Source organism: Pseudomonas sp. MWU16-30317 (assembly GCF_020515695.1).
In the GTDB taxonomy this organism is placed as follows: Bacteria; Pseudomonadota; Gammaproteobacteria; order Pseudomonadales; family Pseudomonadaceae; genus Aquipseudomonas.
The window spans coordinates 28,376-51,774 of record NZ_JAIWJA010000003.1; the positions used below are offsets into that span (position 1 = coordinate 28,376).

Below are 23,399 nucleotides of genomic sequence, written 5' to 3' on the forward strand. Positions count from 1 at the left end.
GACCGGGTTCAGGCTTCGTCTTCGACCCGCCGGCCGATCTTCTTGCGCCGGCCACGGGTCACCAGCTCGCTGAACTGGCGCGAATTGAGCGCCTGAGCGAACAACCAGCCCTGTCCGTAATTGACCCCTTCGCTGCCCAGCAGAATCGCCTGGGCCTCGGACTCGATGCCCTCGGCGATCACCTTGAGGTCGAGCGCGTGGGCCATGCGAATGATGTGCGGTGCCACTCCACTGCTGGCGGCGTCATGGCCAAGGGCATCGATGAAGGCCTTGTCGATTTTCAGGCAATCCACCGGCAGCGTCTGCAGATAGGCCAGGCTGCAATAGCCCGTACCGAAGTCGTCGATCAATACCTGGTGGCCCAGGTCGCGCAGGCTTTGCAGGTTTTCCCGCGCGGGCACTACGTCGATCAGGCCACGCTCGGTGACTTCGAACGCGATCTGGCGCGGCGACACCCGATACAGATCCAGCAACTGTCCCACCACCGTGCCAATGCGCGGCTCCATGACATCGCAGGCCGCCAGATTGACCGAAATATACAGATGCGGATTGGCGCGCAGCACCTGGCCGAGCTGTTCGAGCAGCTGCTGGAGCACGAAGTCGGTGATCTCGCGAATCAGCCCGGTGTTCTCCGCCAACGGAATGAACAGGTCGGGGCTGGTCAGCGTGCCGTCTAGGCGCCGCCAGCGCACCAGCGCCTCGGCACCCACGCAGCGGCGGCTACTCAAATCGAAGATCGGCTGATACAGCACGCGTATCTCGCCACGGCGCAGGGCGCCCTGCAGCTCACCGTTCAGGGTGCGGCGCTGGCGCACCAGCACCAACACCGACCAGCCGGAGAAGATGGCAATCAGCAAGCTCGCCGGGAACAACAGCCATAATGGCGAGTTGAGCCGGGCCATCAGGTTGATCCGTGGGGTGATCAATACCAGCTGGTAGTCCGGCGATTTGGTCGACATGCGATAGATCAGGCGGTCGGCGGTGATGGTCAGCGCGTCCCCCGAGCTGGGCGGCCAGTTGCGCGTCGGTGGCCAGACCTGCGGCGGGCCCAGCACCGGCACCGCACGCTGGCCTTTGTCGAGCAGCACCAGCAGGCTGCCGTTATCGGACAGATCGACGACGTCGGTCAGATGCCCACGGGAGGTGGACACACGAAAATTGCCCCGTCCCAGCATCAGTGCCGCCAGGTTGTCGTTAGGCTCGGTCGAGGTGTTCAGCCAGTACTTGTAGGTGGGGCCCTCGATATCCGGGGGCCGATCCAGGTCGGCAGTGGCGCGACCCGGGCGACTGGAGCACGATTGATTGCCGTTGACGAACGCCGCCTCGAACACGAAGCGATAGTCGAACCCGACCTGGTTGAGCGCCGCCAGCATGGGGGCGTCGCACTGGCGCGACGGCTGCGCCGCGAGTTGATCGACGCCTTCGCGCAACTGACCGAAGATCTGCTCCAAACGATCGAGGAAGCGTTCGCCGCGAGCGTTCATCTGCTCGGCCTCGCTTTGCTCCAACGCGTGCTTGACCAGCATGTAGCTGCCTGCCGAGAGCAGCAGCGCCACTGCAATAGCCGTCAGCGTCGCCAGTATCCAGGGACGGCCCAAGTTGCTGCGCAGCGCTGCGGTGGCAAATAACATTGACGTAGATCCAGTGGGTACACGGGGTGGCAGCGGGTCAGATATCAGCCGGTGGACGGCTCCCGGTATATCACTTCATATTATTGAGCGCCTGCAGGATCGCGGCGCTTTGCGCATCGGCTCTGCCATCAAAACGCTCCGGACGATAATGCATCTGGAATGCGGCAATGACATGGACAGTGGTGACATCGAACTCGCCGGTTTGCGGGACCGCATAGCCCAACTGCGCGAGTTGCTGCTGGAACCAGGTCGCGCTTGGCAGATTGACATCGAATCGAGCCTTGTAGCGGGCGACCTCGTTGGCGTCCGGCCAGATTCCGAAACCCTCCTGGGCCAGGCGTTTCCAAGGGAACAGCGGCCCTGGATCAAGTTTTCGCAGCGGCGCGATATCACTATGACCGACATAACTGCGCGGGTCGATCTTATATCGCGAACGAATGTCCTTGAGCAGGTAGATCAGCGAGTTGATCTGACCCTCGGTGTAGGGGTACCAGACACGCCCGTTGGGGCCATCGGTATAGCCCGGGCTGACGATTTCGATGCCCAGCGAGCTGGAGTTGAGCCAGGTGCGGCCCGCCCACTCGCTTTCGCCGGCATGCCAGGCGCGCTGGTTTTCGTCCACCAACTGGTAGAGGGTCGGCGGGTTGTCGCCAATAAGGTAGTGGGCGCTGACTTCGCCGTGGGTCAGCAGGGCCAGTGAGCGGGGCAGGGATGCCGAGGTGTAGTGCATCACTACGAACTGGATGCGGCTGTCGTGGTTGGCCGAAGGGAAGCTCTTGTCGATCTTCGGTTCGCTGCTGCAGGCGGCGAGCAGTATCAACAGCGGGGCAGCGAAATAACGGAGTAGTTTCAAGGTGGCGGGACACGTGTGAAGTCGGCAATGCAATATCATAACGTAAAGGTTATTGGAATTTCGTGATTTGGCAGGTGGGTTGAGCTTTGGATTTTGTGTGATGGCTGCCGGCCCCTTCGCGGACAAGCCTTGCTCTTACAGGTGCTCGACTCGCGTCCTGGCCTGTGGGAGCAGGGCTTGCCCGCAAGGAGGCCAGTGAAGGCACCGCAGTTCAGCCCGGCATCACCGTATTGCGCCCCGCCTCTTTGGCCTTGTAAAGCGCCTGGTCAGCACGCTTGAGTACGGCATCGGCGCGCTCATGGGGTTTGAACCCGCTGAAACCAATGGACGTGGTAATGGTGACCCGCTGGCCCTTGAAGTGGAACGGGCAGGCTTCGATCGCCGCGCGCATGCTTTCGAGTACGGCGGCGCCATCCGCCTGGGCCGTGCGTGGCATCGATACGACGAACTCTTCACCACCGAAGCGGGCGATGAAATCACCCGGGCGCAGGCGTTTTTGCAACTGCGACGCGATGATTTTCAGCACTTTATCGCCGGCCAGGTGACCGTAACTGTCGTTGATGACCTTGAAGTGGTCGAGATCGACCATGGCCAGCATCAATGGGTCGCCGGTTTCCTGCCATTGTGCGACTTCCTGTTCGAGCCGCTCGCTCCAGGCTGCGCGGTTGGGCAGGCCGGTGAGCGGGTCGTTGAGGGCTTTCTGGCGTTGTTCTTCGAGGTGCTCGCGGTAGCCCAACGCCTCGGTTTCCATGGTGCTGACCCGCTCGGCCAACGCTTGCAAGCGGCTTGCCACCTCCTGCTCGCGCAGGTCGCGCTGCTGCTGGTGCGCGTCGAGCGTGCCGAGCAAGCCTTCGAGTCGGCTGTCGAGGATGCCCTTGAGGCTGATGATGTCGGTGGCGCCAGCGACGCTGCTTTGCAAGCCGTCGACCTGTTCGCGCAGCTCGCTGTCCATCTCGCGCGCCACGTTATGGTTGTCGGCGTGGCCGTCGCTGGCTTCGCGCAATTGGCTCTGGAAACCTTCGAGGCGGCGATTGAGCTCCTGCAGGTAGGTTTCGAATTCATGCTGGCCACTGTCATTGACCGCCAACATGAGCACAGCCAGATCGTCGAGAATCGGTAGCAGTTCGTACCAGTTGAGACCGTGTTCGAGGCGGCCTTTGAGACTGTCGGCCTGGGGCTGGTGACGCTCGGGGACGCTCAGGTCGTTGAGCAGGCCCAGCAGGGTGTCCTCGATATGGGTAGCCACCGAGCTGTAGGACGGTTCGGGGGTGTCGGGCAGAGCGTAGAGAATATCCTCGGCCGGTGCGTGCGGGTCGATGGCGGCGAAGGCTTCAGCCATGACCGGGGGCAGAGGCAGGCTGTCGAGGAAGATCGGCAGCGGGGCGGGTTGGGGCGACGGTTCATCCGCATCGGGTTGATCGAGGAGCACGGAGGCGGCGGCGGGCTCACGGGTATCGGCATCGGCCCGCGCCAGAATCTCTGGCTCGGACGCTGACTCTTGTTCTGGGTCGGGGTCGGCTTCGGCTTCGGCTTCGGCTTCGGCTTCGGCTTCGGCTTCGGCTTCGGCTTCGGCTTCGGCTTCGGCTTCAGGCTCGGGCGTTGCCGCAGGCGTGTCGAGTGCTTTTTGCGCTTCTTCCACAGACGCTGCTGGTGGTTCAACCTCTGCTTCGGGCGCTTCGAGAGGGGGTGGCGTCAACCGCTCCTCGGCGGGCAAGGCAGGCCGAACGGCCTCCGCCAGCGCTGGAGCCGGCACAACAGCGCTCGATTCGCCGACTTCATCGTTATGCTCGACGGGTGCCGGTAACGAACCGCCTACCGCCGCCGCGTGAGTCGTCTCGACCGCCGCGCCAGGCGCTTGCGCCTCTTGCACCTCGGGCTCCTTGCCGCCGAACAGCCGTTGCAACAAGCCAGGCCGAACGGGCTGCTCGGGCATCTCCAGCTGTGACAAGGCATCGCCCTGCAACTTGCTCAGCTCACCCAACAGCAACGGGATTTCCCGCGCCTGACCGGCACGCTCATCAAGGCTTTTGGCAAACTTCTTCAGTGGCCGGCTGACATCGCGGCTCAGCGGTAGGGCCTGCAACTGAGTGACCAACGCCCCCAAGGCACTGCCGATCTGCTCTACACGCACCTCGCGGCGCTGCTCGGAATCAAGAACAGCCTTCTCCAGCCTCGGCAGCAGGCCCGCCAAGGCGGCATCCATGTCGTCGGTGCGCACGACCTCGCGCATTTCCTTCATGCATTGGTCAACCACCTTGTCGCTGCCTTCGGCGGCCAGGGTACTGCGCACCAGGCCACGGCGCAGCAAGTCGAGACGGGCTTCCCAACGACGCTCAAGCTTCTCCTGGCGCTCCAGGCTCTTGAGGTATTTTTCTTTCCAGCGTTCGGATTCTTCGCTCATGCGGGTCTGCCAGAAAAACCGTTACCTGCTGGCAGAGGGGTCGCCGCTCCTGCAGAACGCAGGAGCGGCAAGACGCTCGAACTTCCAGCGCCACCACCGGGCTGGGGGCCCGGCGTCGTTGCTATGTACTAATACTGTAGCGCAGCTGTTACTGAGCGACCTTCATGGAGGCACGTTCTTTGGCGATCAGTTGATCGGCCACGTTCAATGCTTGCTCTTCACCACCGGCACTGCCCACATCGAAACGGTACTTGCCGTTGACAATCATGGTCGGCACGCCAGAAATATTGTATTTCTTGGCCAAATCCTTGTACTGGGTAATCTTGCCCTTCACTGCGAACGAATCGAAGGTCTCAAGGAACTGCTGCTTGTCGACACCTTGAGTAGCGACGAAATCAGCCATGGCCTCCTTGTCGGTCAGGCGCTTGCCTTCCTTCTGGATCGCATTGAATACGGCGGCATGCACCTTTTTCTCGACGCCCATGATATCGAGGGTGATGAACAGCTGGCCGTGGGCATCCCATGGGCCGCCGAACATGGCCGGAATGCGGATGAAGTGCACATCGGCAGGCAGTTTTTCAATCCAGGGATTGATCACCGGCTCGAACGCGAAACAGTGCGGGCAGCCGTACCAGAACATCTCGACCACTTCGATCTTGCCAGGTACTTGTACGGGCACCGGACTGTCCAACTGAACGTAGGTCTTGCCGGGCTCGAGCTGGACATTGTCGGCCGCCTGGGCAGTCAGGCCGAACAGGCTGACAACCATGAGGGCGGCGCTGAGAATCAGATTACGCATGCGTTACTCCTGTGCAAGATGGATCGCCATGGAACGACCAGCGTGAGACTGGCCACGGCAAGATTCAGTTCGGTAGTGTAACGGCAGTTGTTGGCAAAAAGGCCACCGGGCACCCAGGTTTCTTTTCCATGACAGGGATTTCATCTCGATTAATCGTAACCAATCGTTAACGACTGCGAGAACCAACGCTGCAACTGCCATGACCCGCCATGCTGGCGCGGCTGCATTACCGCAGCGTTAACGCAGGCTCTGGATATAGGCCGCCAGCGCGGCGATATCGCTGTCCGTGAGCTTGCCTGCGACCGTGCGCATGGGCGCGGTATCGCCATCGTTGGCACGCGCACCACTGCGAAAGTTGGTCAACTGTTTGAGGGTGTAGGCGGCCTGCTGGCCGCTCAACTGCGGGAAGCCTGCGGCCGCCAGCCCCGCACCATCGGGGCCGTGGCAGGCGCTGCAAGCGGGCAGACCGGCCTCCAGGCGGCCGCCGTGATACAGCGCTGCGCCTTGGGCGGCGAGGGTAGGGTCGGTCACGCCGACATTGGCCGTTTTGCCTGCATAGAACGCGGCGATGTCGGCCAGATCCTGTGGAGCGAGATCGGTCAACTGCCCGGCCATCTCCGGCACCGCGCGGTGCCCGGCCTGGATATCCAGCAGTTCCTTGAGCAGGTAACGCTCCCCTTGCCCGGCCAGCTTGGGGAAGATCGGCACCAGGCTGTTGCCATCCGGGCCGTGACAGGCGCCGCACACGGCCACCTTGGTCTGACCGGCAGCGGCATCGCCCGCAGCCTGGGCGACCACGCACCATCCCAGGCTCAACAGCAGGCACAGCATCCATCTGTTCATCCGTCGTTCTCACACAGCCAGGCCAGTCTTCAAGTATGTCACCGGTCATTTCTGGCGGGATAAAAGCCACCACCGCGCGCGCAACGACCGCAGACAATCGGCGGCATTGTATACTGGCGCACCAGTAGCGGAACATCGCGCCCAATCGGGCCTCCCACCGCGCCCTCATCGGATATCACATGCACGTCAAGAACCCCATCCTCGGTCTGTGCCAGCAGGCTACTTTTTCCCTCAGCGCCGCCAAGGTCGATCAGTGCCCGGATGACGAGGGCTTTGAGGTCGCGTTCGCCGGCCGCTCCAATGCGGGTAAATCCAGCGCGCTGAATACCCTGACCCACGCCAGCCTGGCCCGCACCTCGAAAACCCCAGGGCGCACGCAACTGCTCAACTTTTTCCAGCTCGACGAGCAACGCCGGCTGGTCGACTTGCCCGGTTACGGCTACGCCAAGGTGCCGATCCCGCTCAAGCTGCACTGGCAGCGCCACCTGGAAGCCTATCTGGGCAGCCGCGAAAGCCTCAAGGGCTTGATCCTGATGATGGACATTCGCCATCCGATGACCGACTTCGACATTCTCATGCTCGATTGGGCGGTCGCCAGCCACATGCCCATGCACATCCTGTTGACCAAGGCCGACAAGCTCACCTTCGGTGCGGCCAAGAACACCTTGCTCAAGGTGCAGAGCGAAATTCGCAAGGGCTGGGGCGATGCGGTGAGCATCCAGCTGTTCTCCGCGCCCAAGCGCATGGGCCTCGAAGACGCTTACGCGGTCCTGGCCAACTGGATGGAACTGCCGGACAAAGTCGTCGAAGCGTGACGGCTAGGTCACCTTGACCTGCCGCGCCATATCGACAAAATTCAATACCACAGGGTTGCTCGCATCTCGGCCATGCACCAGAGTGATCGGCGCGATCAGTTTGGGCGTCGACTCCCTTAGCGAGCAATACACGACGCTCGCGCCGTGAAAGCCACGCATCGACGCCGGCACCACCGAGATGCCGGCGCCCGCCGCGACCAGATTGATATTGGTCAGCATGCGCTCCACCTCGAACGCGATGCGCGGGCTGAAGCCAGCGTTCTCACAGGCCTGAATCAGATCGGCGTACAGCCCCGGAGCGCCATTGCGGCGCACCAGGATAAACGCTTCATCCGCCAGCTGCGCCAGGCTGAAGCCATCAGCCCCCTGTTGCTCCAGCAACGGGTGACCAACCGGCAGCACCAGCAGCATCTCTTCCTCTAACAGCGCATGAAACACCAGGTTCGGCGGGCGTGCCACCGGCGCGCGCAGAAACCCGATATCGAGGCGCTGCTCTGCGAGCTCCGCGGTCAACTCCCGGGCATTGCCTTCGCTGAGCAGCAGGCTCACCCCAGGGTATTGCGCACGGTAAGCCCGCAGCAGCGATGGGATCGCCGGGTGCGCGGCGGCCGATGTGGTAAAGCCGACCTTGAGGCTGCCCGCGAAACCGGCGGCCGCCAGCGCGGCGTGGCGGCTGGCGTCTTCTACCCGATTGAGGATATCCCGCGCTTCGGCCAGAAAAACCTGGCCGCCGGGGGTCAGGTCGACGCCCTTGGGATGACGCACGAACAAGGCAAAGCCCAACTCCTGTTCCAGCGCACGGATCTGCTGGCTGAGTGGCGGCTGCTGCATGTTCAGGCGGGCCGCAGCGCGAGTGAAGTGGCGTTCTTCAGCGACCATGAGGAAGTAACGCAGGTGGCGAAGTTCCATAAGTGGATCAACCCTTGGGCGGCAGCAACTGGCCGAAGGCGCGGTCGAGATTGCTCTCGGCCTGGGTCAACTTTTCACGGCGCTCCTTGAGCCATTGGCGGTCGCCGTCGAGGGTCTTGTGGGCTTCGGCGAGCATGCGCTTGACCTCCTCGGGCTGTGGACCGCCAGTGCCTTTGCGGGTATTGACCATGTTCTGCGGCGACAGCGACGCGCGGAAGGTGGCCTCGTCGAGCGGCAGGGTGTTGGGCGTCCAGTGGTATTTGTCGGCGGCCTGAGCGTAGAGCGTCTGGGCGTGATCGTAGGGGAAGGTCTTGGGCGTGAAGCCGTTGTCACGGGCCTCTTCGACGATCAGCGATGCAAAGCTGTGGCCAATGCGGAACGGTACTTTTTGCGTGCGTTCCAGGGTGTCGGCCAGCTCCATGGAGGTGGTCCACTCGTTTTCGAGTTCTTCGCGGGCGCGCTGGGGATTGACCTGCAAGGCTTCGAGCACGGCGTCCATGGCGCCGAACATGTCCTTGGTCGAATCGAATACGCCCAGCGAATCGAAAGCGAACTTGTAGTCGGTCATGCCAGTAGTGACGTTATGGGCGCGCAGGGTCACGGTCTGGGCCAGGCCAACGACATCCGATGACGTCTCGCGTGCTCGCATCAGCAAACCGGGGTTACGCTTTTGCGGCATAGCGCTGCTGGTGTAGGTCTTTTCTTCATCCAGCAGCAACCAGGGGCGGATCTGATGATATTGAGTATGAATATCGCCGATCATCGCGCCGATGCGGATTGCCGATGACGCCGCGATGTTTGCCGCTTCGATCGGAATGTCATAGGTCGAGACCTGACTCGAATCCAGCGAGTTCTCGCGCACGCCATCGAACCCCAAGAGTTCGGCCAGGCGCTCGCGATTCAGCGGGTAGGCGGAGTTGGCCAGCACTGCGGTGCCCATGGGGCTGAGGTTCAGGCGCTGGTACAGCTCGCGGATACGCTGGCCATCGCGGTCGAAGGAGGCTTCGTACGCCAGCAGGTAGTGGGCGTAGGTGATCGGCATCGCCTGCACGCCGTTGGTATAGGCGGGCACCAGGGTGTCAATGTTCTTGTCGGCCAGCTCGAGGATGCGCTGGCGCGTAGCGTTCAGCGCTTCATCGACAGCCAGCACGTCGGAGCGCAACTTGGCCAGCCGGTAGGTGGCAAGCATGTCCTGACGACTGCGGCCGGAGTGGATCAACGACGCCTCCGGGCCGATCTTGTCGGTCATGATCTGCTCGAGCTGCAGCACATCGGTCGGGCGCTTGCCATCGGGCTGGTCGCCTTGCTCGATGGCGTAGCGCACACCACCAGCGAGTTTCTGGCCCATTTGCGGGGTGACGATGCCTTGCTCGATCAGCATCACCAACGAGGCCTTGTTGATGCGGTTCAGCCAGGCGAACTGGCTTTCGCTCTTGTCACCCTTGCCTTTGGACTTGTCGACGGTGGCGCCGATCTTTGCCGCTTGGGCGGCGCATTGCTCAGTGGTGGCGCAGGGCAGGTCGGCGGTATTGGCGGCGTAGGCGGCGTAACTGGCGCTCAGGGCGAAGGCGACGGCCAGGTGCAGGAGGGTCTTGGTGGCAGGCATTGGGGATCTCCGATTGTGCTTTTTATTAGGGGTCCAAGCCCGAAAAGCCTACGCCGGTGATCTGTAAATATGAAATATATAAAAAGGCGATCCTGATACTTTTTAAATATGGACATCCTTTATCGCAGGCAAAAAAAACCCCTGGACTTCGTATGGGGAGGGGGAAGTCCGGGGGTTCAAGTTCCAGACCACCCAGGGAAAGGGGTCCGGATATCTGCCAACACTTAACACAACATAGGAGCATGAACGGCATCGCTGCCATTCACGTTCTCTGAGTGCCGGCAAAGCCGATTAGTTCCGGACCGATTGGTAAACAGCACCTATCAAGTCCTTGTTTCATAATCAGAACCGAGCATGACAGCGGCTTCATCTGAACGCTGTCAGTGCGCCTCGTCCCAGTTCAGGCCGACGCCCACTTCCACCAGCAGCGGCACGTCCAGCTGCGCCGCGTCGCTCATGTGCGGGCGGATCTGGGCGCTGACTTGCTCGACCAGATCGTCACGCACTTCCAGCACCAGTTCATCGTGCACCTGCAGGATCACCCGCGCATCCAGGCCCGAAGTGTCGAGCCACTGGTCGACCTTGACCATCGCGCGCTTGATGATATCCGCCGCCGTGCCCTGCATCGGCGCGTTGATCGCGGTACGTTCGGCGCCTTTGCGCAGGGCCGGGTTCTTGGCGTTGATGTCGGGCAGGTACAGCCGCCGGCCAAACAGGGTTTCGACGAAGCCTTGCTCGGCGGCCTGGGCGCGGGTGCGCTCCATATAAGCCAGTACGCCGGGATACTGGGTGAAATAGCGGTCGATATAGGCTTGCGACTGCTTGCGATCGACACCGATCTGCTTGGCCAGGCCAAACGCGCTCATGCCATAGATCAAGCCGAAGTTGATCGCCTTGGCGCTGCGGCGCTGATCGGTGGTGACGTCGGCCAGCTCGACGCCGAACACTTCTGCCGCCGTCGCGCGGTGTACGTCAAGGTCGTTCTGGAAGGCGTGCAGCAGGCTTTCGTCACGGGCCAGGTGGGCCATGATGCGTAGCTCGATCTGCGAGTAGTCCGCCGCCAGCAGCTTGTACCCCGGCGGGGCCACGAACGCCTGGCGAATGCGCCGCCCTTCGGCGGTACGGATCGGGATGTTCTGCAAGTTCGGATCGCTGGACGACAAGCGCCCGGTCGCCGCCACCGCCTGGTGGTAGGACGTGTGGATACGCCCGGTGCGCGGGTTGATCTGCTCGGGCAGGCGGTCGGTGTAGGTGCTTTTCAGCTTGCTCAGCGAGCGGTACTGCATCAGCACCTTGGGCAGCGGGAAATCCAGCTCGGCCAGTTCCGCGAGCACGGCTTCGGCGGTGGAGGCCTGGCCCTTGGCGGTCTTGTTGAGGATCGGCATGCCGAGCTTCTCGTACAGGATCACGCCGAGCTGCTTGGGCGAACCAAGGTTGAACTCTTCACCGGCGATGTCGAACGCCTCGCGCTCCAACGCCACCAGCTTGTCGCCCAGTTCGACGCTCTGCACGCCCAGCAGCTTGGCATCCACCAGCGCGCCCTGGCGCTCGATCTTGGCCAGCACCGGCACCAGCGGCATTTCGATGTCTTCAAGCACCGGCTTGAGGCTAGGGGTCGCGGCGAGTTTTTCCTGCAAGTGCAAGTGCAGGCGCAGAGTGATATCGGCGTCTTCGGCGGCGTAGGGGCCGGCCTGTTCCAGGGCGATCTGGTCGAACGTCAGCTGCTTGGCGCCCTTGCCGGCGATGTCCTGGAAAGCGATGTTGGTGTGATTGAGGTACTTGTAGGCCAGGCTGTCCATGTCGTGGCGGGTCGCGGTGGAGTCCAGCACGTAGGACTCGAGCATGGTGTCGTAGGCCACGCCCTGGACCAGGATGCCCTGGCTGATATCTCCACCGATGGCGCAGTTGGCGAGGATGTTCATGTCGTACTTGGCGTGCTGGCCGACCTTGAGCTTGGTCGGGTCTTCGAGCAGCGGCTTGAGGGCCCGAAGCACGGTGTCGCGGTCCAGTTGCTCGGGCACGCCCATGTACGAATGGGTCAAGGGAATGTATGCGGCCTCGTGAGGCTCGACGGCAAACGACAGGCCGACCAGTTGCGCCTTCTGGGCATCCAGGCCGGTGGTTTCGGTGTCGAAGGCGAACAGTTTGGCGGCCTTGAGCTTCTCCAGCCAGACGTCGAAGCGGGCCTGGTCGAGAATAGTCTCGTAGCGGCTCTCGACTACCAGCTCAGGTTCGCTCGGCGTGGCGATTTCGGTGCCGGCGCGCTTGGCGTCGCGCTGGATCTCGTCGACCCAGCTGCGGAATTCCAACTCGCTGTACAGCGCCAGGAGGGCTTCGCGATCCGGCTCGGTGCACATCAGCGCATCGACTTCGATATCCAGCGGCACGTCGATCTTGATGGTCGCCAATTCGTAGGACAAGAACGCCATCTCGCGATGCTCTTCGAGCTTGGCGGAGAGATTCTTGGCGCCTCGAATAGGCAACGCCGCGACCTTGTCGAGGTTGGCGTAGAGCTCGGCCAGGCCGCCGCCGATACCCACCAGCAAGCCCTGAGCAGTCTTTTCACCGACACCGGGCACGCCTGGAATGTTGTCGACCTTGTCGCCCATCAGCGCGAGGAAGTCGATGATGTGCTCGGGACCGACACCGAACTTCTCTTTGACGCCAGGGATGTCAAGGACACTGCCGGTCATGGTGTTGACCAGCGTAATATGGCCGTCGACCAGCTGTGCCATGTCCTTGTCGCCGGTGGAGATGATTACCGGGCGGTCGCTGGCGGCGCTGCTGCGGGCCAGGGTGCCGATCACATCATCGGCTTCGACATTGTCGACGCACAACAGCGGATAGCCCAAGGCGCGAACCGACGCGTGCAGCGGCTCGACCTGCACGCGCAGGTCGTCGGGCATGCTCGGGCGGTTGGCCTTGTATTCGGCGTACAGGTCGTCACGGAAGGTCCCGCCCTTGGCGTCGAACACCACTGCAAAGGGGCTGTCCGGATATTGCCGGCGCAGGCTCTTGAGCATGTTCAGCACGCCCTTGACCGCACCGGTCGGCATGCCCTTGGACGTAGCGAGGGGTGGCAGCGCATGGAAGGCGCGGTACAGGTAAGAGGAACCGTCCACCAGGACGAGGGGGGCTTTGCTCATGAGCAGAATCAACCTTTTCGACGGGTCTGGCGCTAGAATGGCCGGATCATTGACGACAAAGCCACAAGGTTATCACTGGGCAGCGCAAACTGCCCGGCCGACATGTCCATGTGCGTGGCGCGCTGGTAGCATCAGCGGGTTTTTTACCCAAGGGGCGCCTGGCGCCAATTTCAACCGGGCGGCCCGCAGCGGCACGCCAAGATGGGCAACTTTCGACATGTCTGTGTTTACTCCGCTGACGCGGCCCCAGCTGGAACAATTTCTCGCCCCCTACGGCCTGGGTCGCCTGCGCGACTTCCAGGGCATTGCCGCCGGGACGGAAAACAGCAATTTCTTCATCAGCATGGAGCAAGGCGAGTTCGTCCTGACCCTGGTGGAACGGGGCCCGGTGCAGGACTTGCCGTTCTTTATCGAATTGCTCGACGTGCTCCATGAAGCCGACATCCAGGTGCCTTACGCACTGCGTACCACCGACGGCGTGGCCCTGCGCGAACTGGCGGGCAAGCCGGCGTTGCTGCAGCCGCGCCTCGACGGCAAGCATATTTCCACGCCCAACAATCAACATTGCGTGCAGGTGGGCGAGCTGCTCGGCCATATCCACCTGGCCACGCGGCCGGCGGTGCTGGAGCGCAAGACCGATCGCGGGCTGGATTGGATGCTCGAAGAGGGCGCCGCGATGGTGCAACGTCTCGAAGCCGGCTCGGCGGCGCTGCTGAACTCGGCGCTGGAGGAGATCCGCACACACAAGCAGGGGATACTCGACCTGCCGCGGGCCAACCTGCATGGCGATCTGTTCCGCGACAACGTAATGTTCGAAGGCACTCACCTCACAGGCGTGATCGATTTCTATAACGCCTGTTCCGGGCCGATGCTGTACGACCTGGCAATCACGCTCAACGACTGGTGTTCTACCGGCGACGGGCAGATCGATGCGCCACGGGCACGGGCGATGCTGGGCGCTTATGCGGCGCTGCGGCCGTTCACCGCGGCAGAAGCGCAGCTGTGGCCAGTAATGTTGCGGGTGGCGTGCGTGCGGTTCTGGGTGTCTCGGCAGATTGCTGCAGAGTCGTTCGCGGGAATGGACGTGATGATCCATGATCCGAAGGATTTCGAGGTTCGATTGGCGCAGCGGCGGAAGGTTGGGGTGGTGTTGCCGTTTGCTTTGTGATTATCCGCAGGCCTTGTAGCGGGCAAGCCTCGCGCCCAAAAGCGCAAGGTTCTTGGCCCGCCCTGTGGGATCAAGGCTTGCCCGCGAAGGGCCCGTACAGACGCTAGAGACTGTTCAGGCACCCCACCAAATCATCCCCCAGCTCGCTCAGCAGCTGTTCATAGCCATTGGCAGTCGCCTCGTTGAATCCTCCCAGCGCATCCAGCTCGGCCAGCTTGACTGGCAATCCTGCCGTCAGCGTCTCGGCCAGCCGTGGGCGCATCGGTGGTTCGCTGAACACGCAGGTCTTGCCCACCGCCTGCAACTGCGCGCGCATGGCAGCGACGTGCTGGGCACCCGGCTGCACCTCGGCGGCCACGGTGAACACCCCGGCGTGCTTGAGCCCGTAAGCATCCTCGAAATAATCGAACGCCTCGTGGAACACGAAGAACGGCTTGCCGGCAATCGGCGCCACTTGCGCCTTGAGCTTGGCATCCACGGCATCCAGCCGCGTCGCGAATGCCTTGGCGTTGGCCTGGTAGCGCGCCGCATTGGCCGGATCGGCCTTGCTCAAGTCCGCGGCCATGCTGGCAGCGATCACCCGCGCGTTGACGGTCGACAGCCACAGATGCTCGTCGAGCGAACCAGGCTGGTGGTCGTGGTCATGCTCGTCGGCGTCTTCGTGAGAACCGCTGTCTGCAACGAAATGGCGCAGCTTGAGGCCCGGCACAGTGGCCACGGCGACGGTCGGTTTGCTTCGCCCCTGCAACGGCCGCTCGAGGAAGTTCTCCATTTGCGGGCCGATCCAGTAGAACAGATCGGCATCACCCAACCGCCGCACATCCGACGGGCGCAAGGCGTAATGATGAGGGGAAGCACCCGGCGGCAGCAGTACGTCCGGCGTACCGACCCCGTCCTGCACGGCAGCGGCGATGAGCTGCAGCGGTTTGATGCTGGTCAAGACCTTCACCGGCCCCTGATCGGCAGCCTGGGCACTGGCAAAAACGCCGCAGCTGATCAAAAAAGCGACAAAAACTGCAAAAAATCGGGACACAGTGACCACTCGAAGAGGCGAGAACAGGTAACATAATAACGTCTCTCTCAAAAGCCGTCGCTGCCCCCATGTCAAAAACTCCCCTGGCCAGTCGCCCCCACGATCACTCCCACTGCGTGCACACCGCGCTCACGGAGGCCGATGCCCTGTGCGCCAAGAGCGGCCAGCGCCTGACCGCACTGCGCCGCCGCGTGCTGGAGCTGGTCTGGCAAAGCCACAAGCCACTGGGTGCCTATGACATCCTCGCTGTGCTCAGCGAGCAGGACGGTCGCCGCGCCGCGCCGCCTACGGTGTACCGCGCGCTGGATTTTCTGCTCGACAACAATCTGGTGCACCGCATCGCCTCGCTCAACGCCTTCATGGGCTGTAACCACCCCGAGCATGCGCACCAAGGGCAATTCCTGATCTGCCGCGAATGCCACATCGCCATCGAGCTGGAACAGGCGAGCATCAGCGAAGCCATCACCCTCGGCGCCAAAAACGTAGGCTTTCGTGCCGAAGGGCAAACGGTCGAAGTGGTCGGGATATGTTCGGCCTGCGTGGGGGCCTGATGAGCACTGCGTTGATCAGCCTCGATCAGGTCACGGTCAATTTCGCCGGTCAGGCCGTACTGGACAACGTTCAGCTCAGCGTCAACGCCGGCGAGATCGTCACCCTGATCGGTCCCAATGGCGCCGGCAAGACCACCCTGGTGCGCGCCGTGCTCGGGCTGCTCAAGCCGGACAACGGCAGCGTCTGGCGCAAACCGCGCCTGCGCATTGGCTACATGCCGCAAAAACTGCAAGTGGACGCTACCCTGCCGCTGTCGGTACTGCGTTTTCTGCGCCTGGTGCCGGGGGTCGATCGCAAGCGCGCCCTGGCCGCGCTGGAAGAGGTCGGTGCCATGCAGGTCATCGACAGCCCCGTGCAGACCATCTCCGGCGGCGAGATGCAGCGCGTGCTGCTCGCCCGAGCATTGCTGCGCGAGCCTGAACTGCTGGTGCTCGACGAGCCGGTGCAGGGCGTCGATGTCAACGGTCAACTGGAGCTGTACAGCCTGATCACCCGTCTGCGCGAGCGCCACGGCTGCGGCGTGCTGATGGTCTCCCACGACTTGCACCTGGTGATGAGCACCACCGACCAGGTGGTCTGCCTGAACCGTCACGTGTGCTGTTCCGGGCATCCGGAACAAGTCAGCGGCGATCCGGCCTTCGTCGCGCTGTTCGGCCAGAATGCCGCCAATCTGGCGATCTACCACCACCATCACGACCACGCCCACGACCTGCACGGCGCCGTGGTGGGTGAGGGCGGCGAAGCGCTGCCCCAGGCTCATGTCCACGTTCATGGAGACGGCTGCAAGCATGGCTGATTTTCTGTTGTATGCCTTGCTCGCCGGCCTGGCGCTGGCGATCGTCGCGGGGCCGTTGGGGTCGTTCGTGGTTTGGCGGCGCATGGCCTATTTCGGCGACACGTTGTCTCACGCAGCGCTGCTGGGCGTGGCCCTGGGGTTCGTGCTGGATGTCAGCCCGGCACTGGCGGTGACGGTGGGTTGCCTGTTGCTGGCCATCCTGCTGGTGACCCTGCAGCAACGCCAACCCCTGGCGTCGGACACGCTGTTGGGTATTCTGGCGCCGAGTACGTTGTCTCTTGGTTTGGTCGTACTGAGTTTCATGCACAACGTGCGCATCGATCTGATGGGGTATCTATTCGGCGACCTGCTAGCCATCAGCCCCGTTGATCTGGGCTGGATTCTCGGTGGCAGTGCAGCGGTACTGGTGCTGTTGGCGATACTCTGGCGGCCGCTGCTGGCGATGACCGTGCACGAAGAACTGGCCAAGGTCGAGGGCTTGCCGGTAGCGACCCTGCGGATGGCGCTGATGCTGCTGATCGCCATCGTCATTGCGGTGGCGATGAAGATCGTCGGCGTACTGTTGATTACCTCGCTGCTGATCATTCCCGCCGCGGCGGCGCAGCGTCACGCTCGCTCCCCGGAACAGATGGCCGTGGGCGCCAGCGTGCTGGGCGTGGTGGCGGTGTGCAGCGGGCTGGCGATGTCGTGGTTCAAGGACACCCCAGCCGGGCCGTCCATCGTCGTCGCCGCGGCGGTGCTGTTCCTGTTCAGCTTTGCCTTGCCCAAGCGCACTTGATCCTTGTGGGAGCGAACTCTGCCCACTCCCACAGGTAACGAGTAGATCACGCGTGGTTTTCTCCAAGGCCCTCTTGGGTGTAGACTTGCTCGTTTTTTGCGCAAACAGAGAGTCGCAGGAATGAAGCCGTACGCCTCCCGTTATCTGCTCCTTGTTCTATTTTCGCTGACGTTGGCTGCTTGTCAGACCAAGCCGGCCGATACTGCGCCGCCGCCCGAACCCGAGGCGTACCAGCAGCTGTCGCAAAATATCACCAGCAACGAGCTGGCGACCGCTGAAGACCAACTCACCGCCCTGCAAAAACAGAATCCGACCGACGAGCGCTTGGTGAACTACCAGCGTCAGTTGGCGGAGGCGTATCTGCAGCGCAGTCAGGTGGTATTGCAAAAAGGCGATGTCAACGCTGCCGCCAGTGCCTTGGCCAGGGCCCGCGCCCTGATGCCGACCGCGCCCGCGCTTACCAGTGGCGTCAACGGTGCCATCGCCCATGCCCGCAAGGCAGAGCTGGATCAGGCTGAAGCCGCAGTGAAAGCCGCCGAGGCGCGCCCGCCGGCAAAACTGCTGGATCCGACTGCTGCTTTCACACCTATTGAGTTGAACATCGCCGATATCAACGAGCTACGTAGCCAGTTGGACGATCTAGCGGTCGATATCGTCAACTACAAGTGCAACGTGATCCTGCAGGTGCCACGAGCGGCGGATTACCCATGGCTAGCTAGCTTGCTGAAGAAGCGCGTGATCAAGCAGGCGCCTGATCTGCAATGGAAAATCGGCCGTCACCTGGAACCCAAGCAACGGCCGATCGTGGTGCTGATTCCAAGCAAGCCCTGAGGCTTCGCGGCGATATCGGCCCATGGGGCTGATGTCTTGATTCGCGGCAAGGCTTCAGGACCCCTTCGCGGGCGAGCCTTGCTCCCACAGTGCAAACAGTAGCGAAGTTGCACAGCTGTGGGAGCAAGGCTTGCCCGCGAAGGGCGGCACGGCTGGCGCAACATCCGACGATGTTGCGCCCCGCAGTATCAGGCCGGCACTGCCTTCGCCTTAGGCTCCCGCGCCCATACCCGATGCTGGGCGATGGCCTGGACGAAAGCCTTGAACGTCTTGGCGTCCTGCCCCACCAGCAACCCTGCGTCCTCGTCCAGCTTCAGTGCATCGATCAGCACCTTGGCGTCCGGGCTGATGCCGATCGCCTTGAGGTGCTTGTACGCCTCCAGCAGATAGTGCAACGCCACCCCATCGGTGCTCAGCGCTTTTACCGAAGCCGCGCCGCCAGGCACCCAGACGGCATCGAAAGCCACCGAAGGCAAACCTTCCATCGACGCATCCACGGCCAATGTCTTGCCATCTGCCGTCTTGACCGGCGAAGAAGTCGGGCCCAGCACCTTGGCGTGGGCACCCTCGCTTTCAAGCACTTTCTTCAGCGCATCGATCGCCGCCGAATCGACGCCATTCGCCACCAGAATCGCTACTTTTCGCGTCTTGATATCGCCCGACAGCAAGTTGACCTGGCTCAGCGCGGGCGAGGCCTTCAACGACGACGGTTTGGTCTGTACGGTCGCCGCTTTTGGCGCCGGCAGTCCCAGGTTCTCGGCCACGCGGGCGGCCAGCGTCAGGTCGATATTGGCGAGGATCTCGTTCACTTGGCGCACGCGGATATGCTCGCGTTCGACCTTGCCCAGCTCAAAGCTGTACGCCGCGATGATGTGCTCCTGCTCGGCCGTGCTCATGCTGTTGAAAAACAGCGTGGCCTGGGAGAAGTGATCGCCGAACGATTCGCTGCGCTCACGCACCTTGTGCGCATCGACGCGCTCTGGATACGTCTCGAAGCCACCGTCCTGCGGCCCGGCAGGGGTTTCCTTCGGCCAGCCGCCATCAATCGAGTTGGGCTCGTAAGACGCTCGGCCTTTATCGATCGTGGTGCGGTGCATGGCATCGCGCTGGCCGTTATGGTTGGGCGCCAGCGGCCGATTGATCGGCAGCTCGTGGAAATTCGGCCCACCCAGGCGGCTGATTTGCGTGTCGGTGTAGGAGAACAACCGGCCTTGCAGCAACGGATCGTTGGAGAAGTCGATGCCCGGCACGATATGCCCTGGGCAAAATGCGACCTGCTCGGTCTCGGCAAAGTAGTTATCGGGGTTACGGTTGAGCACCATCTTGCCCAGCGGTGTCACCGGTACCAGCTCTTCAGGGATGATCTTGGTCGGGTCGAGCAGGTCGAAGTCGAACTTGTGCTCGTCCTCTTCGGCGACGATCTGCACGCCGAATTCCCATTCAGGGTAGTCGCCTGTCTCGATCGATTCCCACAGGTCGCGGCGGTGGAAATCAGTGTCCTTGCCTGCCAGTTTCTGCGCCTCGTCCCAGACCAGCGAGCAAACGCCCTGCTTGGGCTTCCAGTGGAATTTGACGAACGAGGCTTTGCCCTCGGCGTTGATCAACCGGAAGGTATGAATGCCGAAGCCTTCAATGGTGCGCAGGCTTTTGGGAATGGCACGGTCGGACATGGTCCACAGCACCATGTGCGCGGACTCAGGCACCAGCGAGACGAAGTCCCAGAAGGTGTCGTGGGCCGAACCGCCGGTAGGGATCTCGTTGTGCGGCTCGGGTTTGACCGCATGCACGAAGTCCGGAAACTTGATCGCGTCCTGGATGAAGAACACTGGCATGTTGTTGCCAACCAGGTCGAAATTGCCTTCATCGGTATAGAACTTGACGGCAAAACCACGCACGTCGCGCACCGTATCGCCCGAGCCCCGCGGGCCCTGCACGGTAGAGAAGCGCACGAACACCGGGGTGATCTTGGACGGATCGGTGAGGAAGCCCGCCTTGGTCAGCGCCGCGTGGGACTCGTAGGCCTGGAAGTAACCATGAGCCGCCGTGCCACGGGCATGCACAATGCGCTCGGGAATGCGCTCGTGGTCGAAATGGGTGATTTTCTCACGCATGATGAAGTCTTCGAGCAGCGACGGCCCGCGGGCGCCGGCTTTCAGGGTGTTCTGGTTGTCGCTGACCTTGACGCCCTGGTTGGTGCGCAAGGCTTGCTCGGTGGCATCCGAGCGAAACTTCTCGAGGCTCTCGAGCTTTTCGTTGGTATTGGCGCGATCCAGCGTGTCAGTACCCGCGAGCTGGCTGGTTCCTGGTGCTTTGGCTTTCGTCATCTGACCTAGACTCCTCATGGTTTGGCCCATTGCAACGGGCTCTGCATTCAAGCGCCGCGCTCAGCGGCACCCTCACGGTGTCTACTAATGACCGGTCAGGAATTTTGTCCGTTCCTTTTATTTATGACCTCTCATCGCCTTATGCCAAATATGAAGGGATAGCCATGAAATAAATGCTAATACACTCTATACAGACAGGCTAAAATGCGCGCCCAGCTATCCGCTGCTCCTAATTCATGCGCCCCACAAGGTTCGCTAAGTGATCGAGTTCCAACAGGTAAATAAAACCTACCGCGTCGCCGGTAGGGACATCCCGGCGTTGCACCCCACCTCCCTGATCGTTCCCCAGGGCCAGGTGTTCGGCTTGATCGGGCACTCCGGCGCCGGCAAGAGCACGCTGCTGCGCCTGATCAACCGCCTCGAGACCCCGAGCGGCGGCACCATCATCGTCGACGGTGAAGACGTGACCGCGTTCAATGCCGACCAGCTGCGGCGCTTTCGCCAACGTGTCGGCATGATCTTCCAGCACTTCAACCTGCTGTCGTCCAAGACCGTGGCCGATAACGTCGCCTTGCCCTTGAGCCTGGCCGGCGAGCTCTCGCGCAAGCAGATCGACCAGCGCGTCGCTGAACTGCTGGCCCGCGTCGGTTTGCAGGACCATGCGAAAAAATATCCTGCGCAGTTGTCCGGCGGCCAGAAGCAGCGCGTCGGCATCGCCCGCGCCTTGGCGACCGAGCCGAAAATTTTGCTCTGCGACGAAGCCACCAGTGCCCTCGATCCGCAGACCACCGCCTCGGTGCTCAAGCTGCTGGCCGAGATCAATCGCGAGCTGAACCTGACCATCGTGCTGATCACCCATGAAATGGACGTGATCCGCCGGGTCTGCGATCAGGTCGCGGTGATGGACGCCGGGGTGATCGTCGAACAAGGCCCGGTGGCCAAAGTGTTCCTGCATCCGCAGCACCCAACCACCAAGCGCTTCGTGCAGGAGAGCGAAAATGTCGACGAAAACGAGCAGCACGACGATTTCGCCCATGTGCCGGGGCGCATCGTGCGCCTGACCTTCCAGGGCGAGTCGACCTATGCGCCGTTGCTGGGCACGGTCGCGCGCGAGACCGGCGTTGATTACAGCATCCTCGCCGGCCGCATCGACCGCATCAAGGACGCCCCCTACGGCCAGTTGACCCTGGCCATCACGGGGGGTGACATGGACGCCGCGTTCGCGCGCTTCACCGAGGCGGATGTCCATATGGAGGTACTGCGCTGATGGACTTGTTGAATTATTTTGCCGACGTCGACTGGCTCGACATCGGCCAAGCCACCCTCGACACCCTGACGATGCTCGGCGCCTCGCTGCTGTTCACCGTGGTGCTGGGCTTGCCGCTGGGCGTGCTGCTGTTCGTCTTCGGCCCGCGCCAACTGTTCGAGCACAAGGGCCTCTATGCCGCCCTGGCGTTCGCGGTCAACGTACTGCGTTCGCTGCCGTTCATCATCCTGCTGATCGTGCTGATCCCGACCACCATGTTCCTGGTCGGCACCTCACTGGGGGTGATGGGCGCGATTCCACCGCTGGTGATCGGCTGCACGCCGTTTTTCGCGCGGCTGGTGGAGACCGCGCTGCGCGAGGTCGACCGCGGCATCATCGAGGCGACCCAGGCCATGGGCGCCACGCCCCGGCAGATCATCATGCGCGCGCTGCTGCCCGAAGCGCTGCCGGGGATCTTCGCGGCTGTGACCGTCACCGCCATCACGCTCGTCTCCTATACCGCAATGGCGGGTGTGGTCGGCGCCGGCGGCCTGGGCGACCTGGCCATCCGCTTCGGCTACCAGCGTTTCCAGGACAACGTGATGTACGTGACCGTGATCATCCTGATCATCATGGTGCAGGTACTGCAATCGATCGGCGACAGGCTGGTGGTGCACTTTTCCCGCAAGTAGCGCGTACGAGGCTGCCACCTTGTGCGAGCGGGCTCTGCTCGCGAACAGGCCCGACCAGACACCGCGTCGCGGCCTTCGCTTGCGACGCTCGCTCCCACATGGGTCTATCGCGCACTAACCGAATTACACAAGGAGTAAGCCCTATGAAAAAACTACTGGCCATCGCTGCCGCCCTGGCCTCTTTTGCCGTGCACGCCAACGACACCCTCACTGTCGCCGCCACCGCCGTGCCGCACGCCGAGATCCTCGAATTCATCAAGCCACAACTGGCCAAGGAAGGCGTGGACCTGAACGTCAAAGTGTTCAGCGACTACGTGCAACCGAACGTGCAAGTGGCGCAAAAGCAGATGGATGCCAACTTCTTCCAGCACCAACCGTACCTTGACGAGTTCAACAAGGCCCGCGGGACCGATCTGGTTGCCGTCGTTGGCGTGCATCTGGAGCCGCTGGGCATCTATTCGACCAAGTACAAGACACTGGACGAAATCCCTGGGGGCGCCCAGGTCGTCATTCCCAACGACGCCACCAACGGCGGTCGTGCGCTGTTGTTACTGCAGGGTGCCAAGCTGATCACCCTGAAGGAGCCGACCAATATCCTCTCGACGGTCAAGGACATCACCGCCAATCCCAAGGACCTGAAGATTCGTGAGTTGGAAGCAGCCACCCTGCCGCGCGTGCTGACCCAGGTCGACCTGGCGCTGATCAACACCAACTATGCGCTGGCGGCCAAACTGGATCCGACCAAGGATGCGCTGATGATCGAAGGCCCGGGCTCGCCGTACGTGAACATCCTCGTGGCCCGCCCGGACAACAAGGATTCGCCCGCCATGCAGAAACTGGCTGCGGCGCTGCACAGCCCCGAGGTGAAGAAATTCATCGAAGATAAGTACAAAGGCGCTGTGGTTCCGGCGTTCTGATTATTGGTGCCAGGCTTGCCGGCCCCTTCGCGGGCAAGCCTTGCTCCCACAGGTGTACG

19 protein-coding genes are annotated in these 23,399 nt (G+C 62.3%); 9 read left to right on the forward strand and 10 right to left on the reverse strand.

Annotation, left to right across the window (positions count from 1 at the left end; all coding sequences use genetic code 11):
• Positions 1 to 8: 8 nt before the first annotated feature.
• The 5 genes from LIX93_RS09255 to LIX93_RS09275 form a co-directional block, all read right to left on the reverse strand.
• Positions 9 to 1,631, reverse strand: coding sequence for an EAL domain-containing protein (locus tag LIX93_RS09255; protein WP_226503738.1), 1,623 nt, complete (start codon positions 1,629 to 1,631; stop codon positions 9 to 11).
• A 70-nt stretch (positions 1,632 to 1,701) separates the two neighbouring features.
• Positions 1,702 to 2,484: an N-acetylmuramoyl-L-alanine amidase gene (locus tag LIX93_RS09260; RefSeq protein WP_226503739.1), complete on the reverse strand. Its 783-nt coding sequence runs from the start codon at positions 2,482 to 2,484 to the stop codon at positions 1,702 to 1,704.
• A 211-nt stretch (positions 2,485 to 2,695) separates the two neighbouring features.
• Positions 2,696 to 4,885, reverse strand: coding sequence for a GGDEF domain-containing protein (locus LIX93_RS09265; protein WP_226503740.1), 2,190 nt, complete (start codon positions 4,883 to 4,885; stop codon positions 2,696 to 2,698).
• Positions 4,886 to 5,033: 148 nt separating this feature from the next.
• Positions 5,034 to 5,684: a thiol:disulfide interchange protein DsbA/DsbL gene (locus tag LIX93_RS09270; protein WP_226503741.1), complete on the reverse strand. Its 651-nt coding sequence runs from the start codon at positions 5,682 to 5,684 to the stop codon at positions 5,034 to 5,036.
• Positions 5,685 to 5,921: 237 nt separating this feature from the next.
• A complete protein-coding gene (locus LIX93_RS09275; protein ID WP_226503742.1) occupies positions 5,922 to 6,527 on the reverse strand; it encodes a c-type cytochrome in 606 nt (201 codons plus the stop codon).
• Positions 6,528 to 6,706: 179 nt separating this feature from the next.
• Here LIX93_RS09275 and yihA point away from each other — a divergent pair, with 179 nt between their 5' ends.
• Positions 6,707 to 7,342 (forward strand): ribosome biogenesis GTP-binding protein YihA/YsxC, encoded by a 636-nt coding sequence (gene yihA, locus LIX93_RS09280; protein WP_226503743.1) that lies wholly within the window; start codon positions 6,707 to 6,709, stop codon positions 7,340 to 7,342.
• Between the two features lie 3 nt (positions 7,343 to 7,345).
• Here the strand turns inward: yihA and LIX93_RS09285 are convergent, their stop codons facing one another.
• The 3 genes from LIX93_RS09285 to polA all read right to left on the reverse strand — a co-directional run bounded on the left by LIX93_RS09285 (position 7,346) and on the right by polA (position 13,003).
• Positions 7,346 to 8,251, reverse strand: a complete 906-nt coding sequence (locus LIX93_RS09285) for a LysR family transcriptional regulator (protein ID WP_226503744.1) — start codon at positions 8,249 to 8,251, stop codon at positions 7,346 to 7,348.
• A 7-nt stretch (positions 8,252 to 8,258) separates the two neighbouring features.
• Entirely contained in the window at positions 8,259 to 9,857 is a 1,599-nt protein-coding gene (locus LIX93_RS09290) for an argininosuccinate lyase (protein ID WP_226503745.1), read from the reverse strand.
• Positions 9,858 to 10,237: 380 nt separating this feature from the next.
• On the reverse strand, positions 10,238 to 13,003 hold the full coding sequence (gene polA, locus LIX93_RS09295) for a DNA polymerase I (RefSeq protein ID WP_226503746.1): 2,766 nt from the start codon (positions 13,001 to 13,003) through the stop codon (positions 10,238 to 10,240).
• 217 nt (positions 13,004 to 13,220) lie between these two features.
• On the opposite strand from polA, the gene LIX93_RS09300 reads away from it, so the two are divergent.
• On the forward strand, positions 13,221 to 14,171 hold the full coding sequence (locus LIX93_RS09300; RefSeq protein ID WP_226503747.1) for a homoserine kinase: 951 nt from the start codon (positions 13,221 to 13,223) through the stop codon (positions 14,169 to 14,171).
• Between the two features lie 103 nt (positions 14,172 to 14,274).
• On the opposite strand, the gene LIX93_RS09305 is transcribed toward LIX93_RS09300, so the two are convergent.
• Entirely contained in the window at positions 14,275 to 15,213 is a 939-nt protein-coding gene (locus LIX93_RS09305; protein WP_226503748.1) for a zinc ABC transporter substrate-binding protein, read from the reverse strand.
• A gap of 59 nt (positions 15,214 to 15,272) precedes the next feature.
• Here LIX93_RS09305 and zur point away from each other — a divergent pair, with 59 nt between their 5' ends.
• The 4 genes from zur to LIX93_RS09325 all read left to right on the forward strand — a co-directional run bounded on the left by zur (position 15,273) and on the right by LIX93_RS09325 (position 18,161).
• On the forward strand, positions 15,273 to 15,755 hold the full coding sequence (gene zur, locus LIX93_RS09310; protein WP_226503749.1) for a zinc uptake transcriptional repressor Zur: 483 nt from the start codon (positions 15,273 to 15,275) through the stop codon (positions 15,753 to 15,755).
• The gene (gene znuC, locus LIX93_RS09315) at positions 15,755 to 16,552 is read left to right on the forward strand and encodes a zinc ABC transporter ATP-binding protein ZnuC (RefSeq protein WP_226503750.1); all 798 of its coding nucleotides are present in this window, start codon (positions 15,755 to 15,757) and stop codon (positions 16,550 to 16,552) included. Before zur ends, znuC begins: the two co-directional genes overlap by 1 nt.
• Positions 16,545 to 17,330, forward strand: coding sequence for a zinc ABC transporter permease subunit ZnuB (znuB, locus tag LIX93_RS09320; protein WP_226503751.1), 786 nt, complete (start codon positions 16,545 to 16,547; stop codon positions 17,328 to 17,330). Before znuC ends, znuB begins: the two co-directional genes overlap by 8 nt.
• 120 nt (positions 17,331 to 17,450) lie before the next feature.
• Entirely contained in the window at positions 17,451 to 18,161 is a 711-nt protein-coding gene (locus LIX93_RS09325; protein WP_226503752.1) for a PA5502 family lipoprotein, read from the forward strand.
• A 188-nt stretch (positions 18,162 to 18,349) separates the two neighbouring features.
• On the opposite strand, the gene katE is transcribed toward LIX93_RS09325, so the two are convergent.
• The gene (katE, locus tag LIX93_RS09330) at positions 18,350 to 20,503 is read right to left on the reverse strand and encodes a catalase HPII (protein ID WP_260524735.1); all 2,154 of its coding nucleotides are present in this window, start codon (positions 20,501 to 20,503) and stop codon (positions 18,350 to 18,352) included.
• Between the two features lie 241 nt (positions 20,504 to 20,744).
• On the opposite strand from katE, the gene LIX93_RS09335 reads away from it, so the two are divergent.
• The 3 genes from LIX93_RS09335 (at position 20,745) to LIX93_RS09345 (ending at position 23,340) form a co-directional block, all read left to right on the forward strand.
• Positions 20,745 to 21,752, forward strand: coding sequence for a methionine ABC transporter ATP-binding protein (locus LIX93_RS09335; RefSeq protein WP_226503754.1), 1,008 nt, complete (start codon positions 20,745 to 20,747; stop codon positions 21,750 to 21,752).
• Positions 21,752 to 22,423, forward strand: a complete 672-nt coding sequence (locus LIX93_RS09340; RefSeq protein ID WP_226503755.1) for a methionine ABC transporter permease — start codon at positions 21,752 to 21,754, stop codon at positions 22,421 to 22,423. The genes LIX93_RS09335 and LIX93_RS09340 overlap by 1 nt, the downstream gene beginning before the upstream one ends.
• A gap of 143 nt (positions 22,424 to 22,566) precedes the next feature.
• Positions 22,567 to 23,340 carry a MetQ/NlpA family ABC transporter substrate-binding protein gene (locus LIX93_RS09345; RefSeq protein ID WP_226503756.1) on the forward strand — a complete coding sequence of 258 codons (774 nt, stop codon included), beginning with the start codon at positions 22,567 to 22,569 and terminating at the stop codon, positions 23,338 to 23,340.
• Positions 23,341 to 23,399 lie beyond the last annotated feature (59 nt).

Bases quoted from the DNA above. Each gene is read 5' to 3' on its own strand.
- LIX93_RS09255 (WP_226503738.1), bottom strand. From the start codon at position 1,631: ATGTTATTTGCCACCGCAGCGCTGCGCAGCAACTTGGGCCGTCCCTGG.
- LIX93_RS09265 (WP_226503740.1), bottom strand. From the start codon at position 4,885: ATGAGCGAAGAATCCGAACGCTGGAAAGAAAAATACCTCAAGAGCCTG.
- LIX93_RS09270 (WP_226503741.1), bottom strand. From the start codon at position 5,684: ATGCGTAATCTGATTCTCAGCGCCGCCCTCATGGTTGTCAGCCTGTTC.
- LIX93_RS09275 (WP_226503742.1), bottom strand. From the start codon at position 6,527: ATGAACAGATGGATGCTGTGCCTGCTGTTGAGCCTGGGATGGTGCGTG.
- yihA (WP_226503743.1), top strand. From the start codon at position 6,707: ATGCACGTCAAGAACCCCATCCTCGGTCTGTGCCAGCAGGCTACTTTT.
- LIX93_RS09285 (WP_226503744.1), bottom strand. From the start codon at position 8,251: ATGGAACTTCGCCACCTGCGTTACTTCCTCATGGTCGCTGAAGAACGC.
- LIX93_RS09290 (WP_226503745.1), bottom strand. From the start codon at position 9,857: ATGCCTGCCACCAAGACCCTCCTGCACCTGGCCGTCGCCTTCGCCCTG.
- polA (WP_226503746.1), bottom strand. From the start codon at position 13,003: ATGAGCAAAGCCCCCCTCGTCCTGGTGGACGGTTCCTCTTACCTGTAC.
- LIX93_RS09300 (WP_226503747.1), top strand. From the start codon at position 13,221: ATGTCTGTGTTTACTCCGCTGACGCGGCCCCAGCTGGAACAATTTCTC.
- zur (WP_226503749.1), top strand. From the start codon at position 15,273: ATGTCAAAAACTCCCCTGGCCAGTCGCCCCCACGATCACTCCCACTGC.
- znuC (WP_226503750.1), top strand. From the start codon at position 15,755: ATGAGCACTGCGTTGATCAGCCTCGATCAGGTCACGGTCAATTTCGCC.
- znuB (WP_226503751.1), top strand. From the start codon at position 16,545: ATGGCTGATTTTCTGTTGTATGCCTTGCTCGCCGGCCTGGCGCTGGCG.
- LIX93_RS09325 (WP_226503752.1), top strand. From the start codon at position 17,451: ATGAAGCCGTACGCCTCCCGTTATCTGCTCCTTGTTCTATTTTCGCTG.
- katE (WP_260524735.1), bottom strand. From the start codon at position 20,503: ATGAGGAGTCTAGGTCAGATGACGAAAGCCAAAGCACCAGGAACCAGC.
- LIX93_RS09340 (WP_226503755.1), top strand. From the start codon at position 21,752: ATGGACTTGTTGAATTATTTTGCCGACGTCGACTGGCTCGACATCGGC.
- LIX93_RS09345 (WP_226503756.1), top strand. From the start codon at position 22,567: ATGAAAAAACTACTGGCCATCGCTGCCGCCCTGGCCTCTTTTGCCGTG.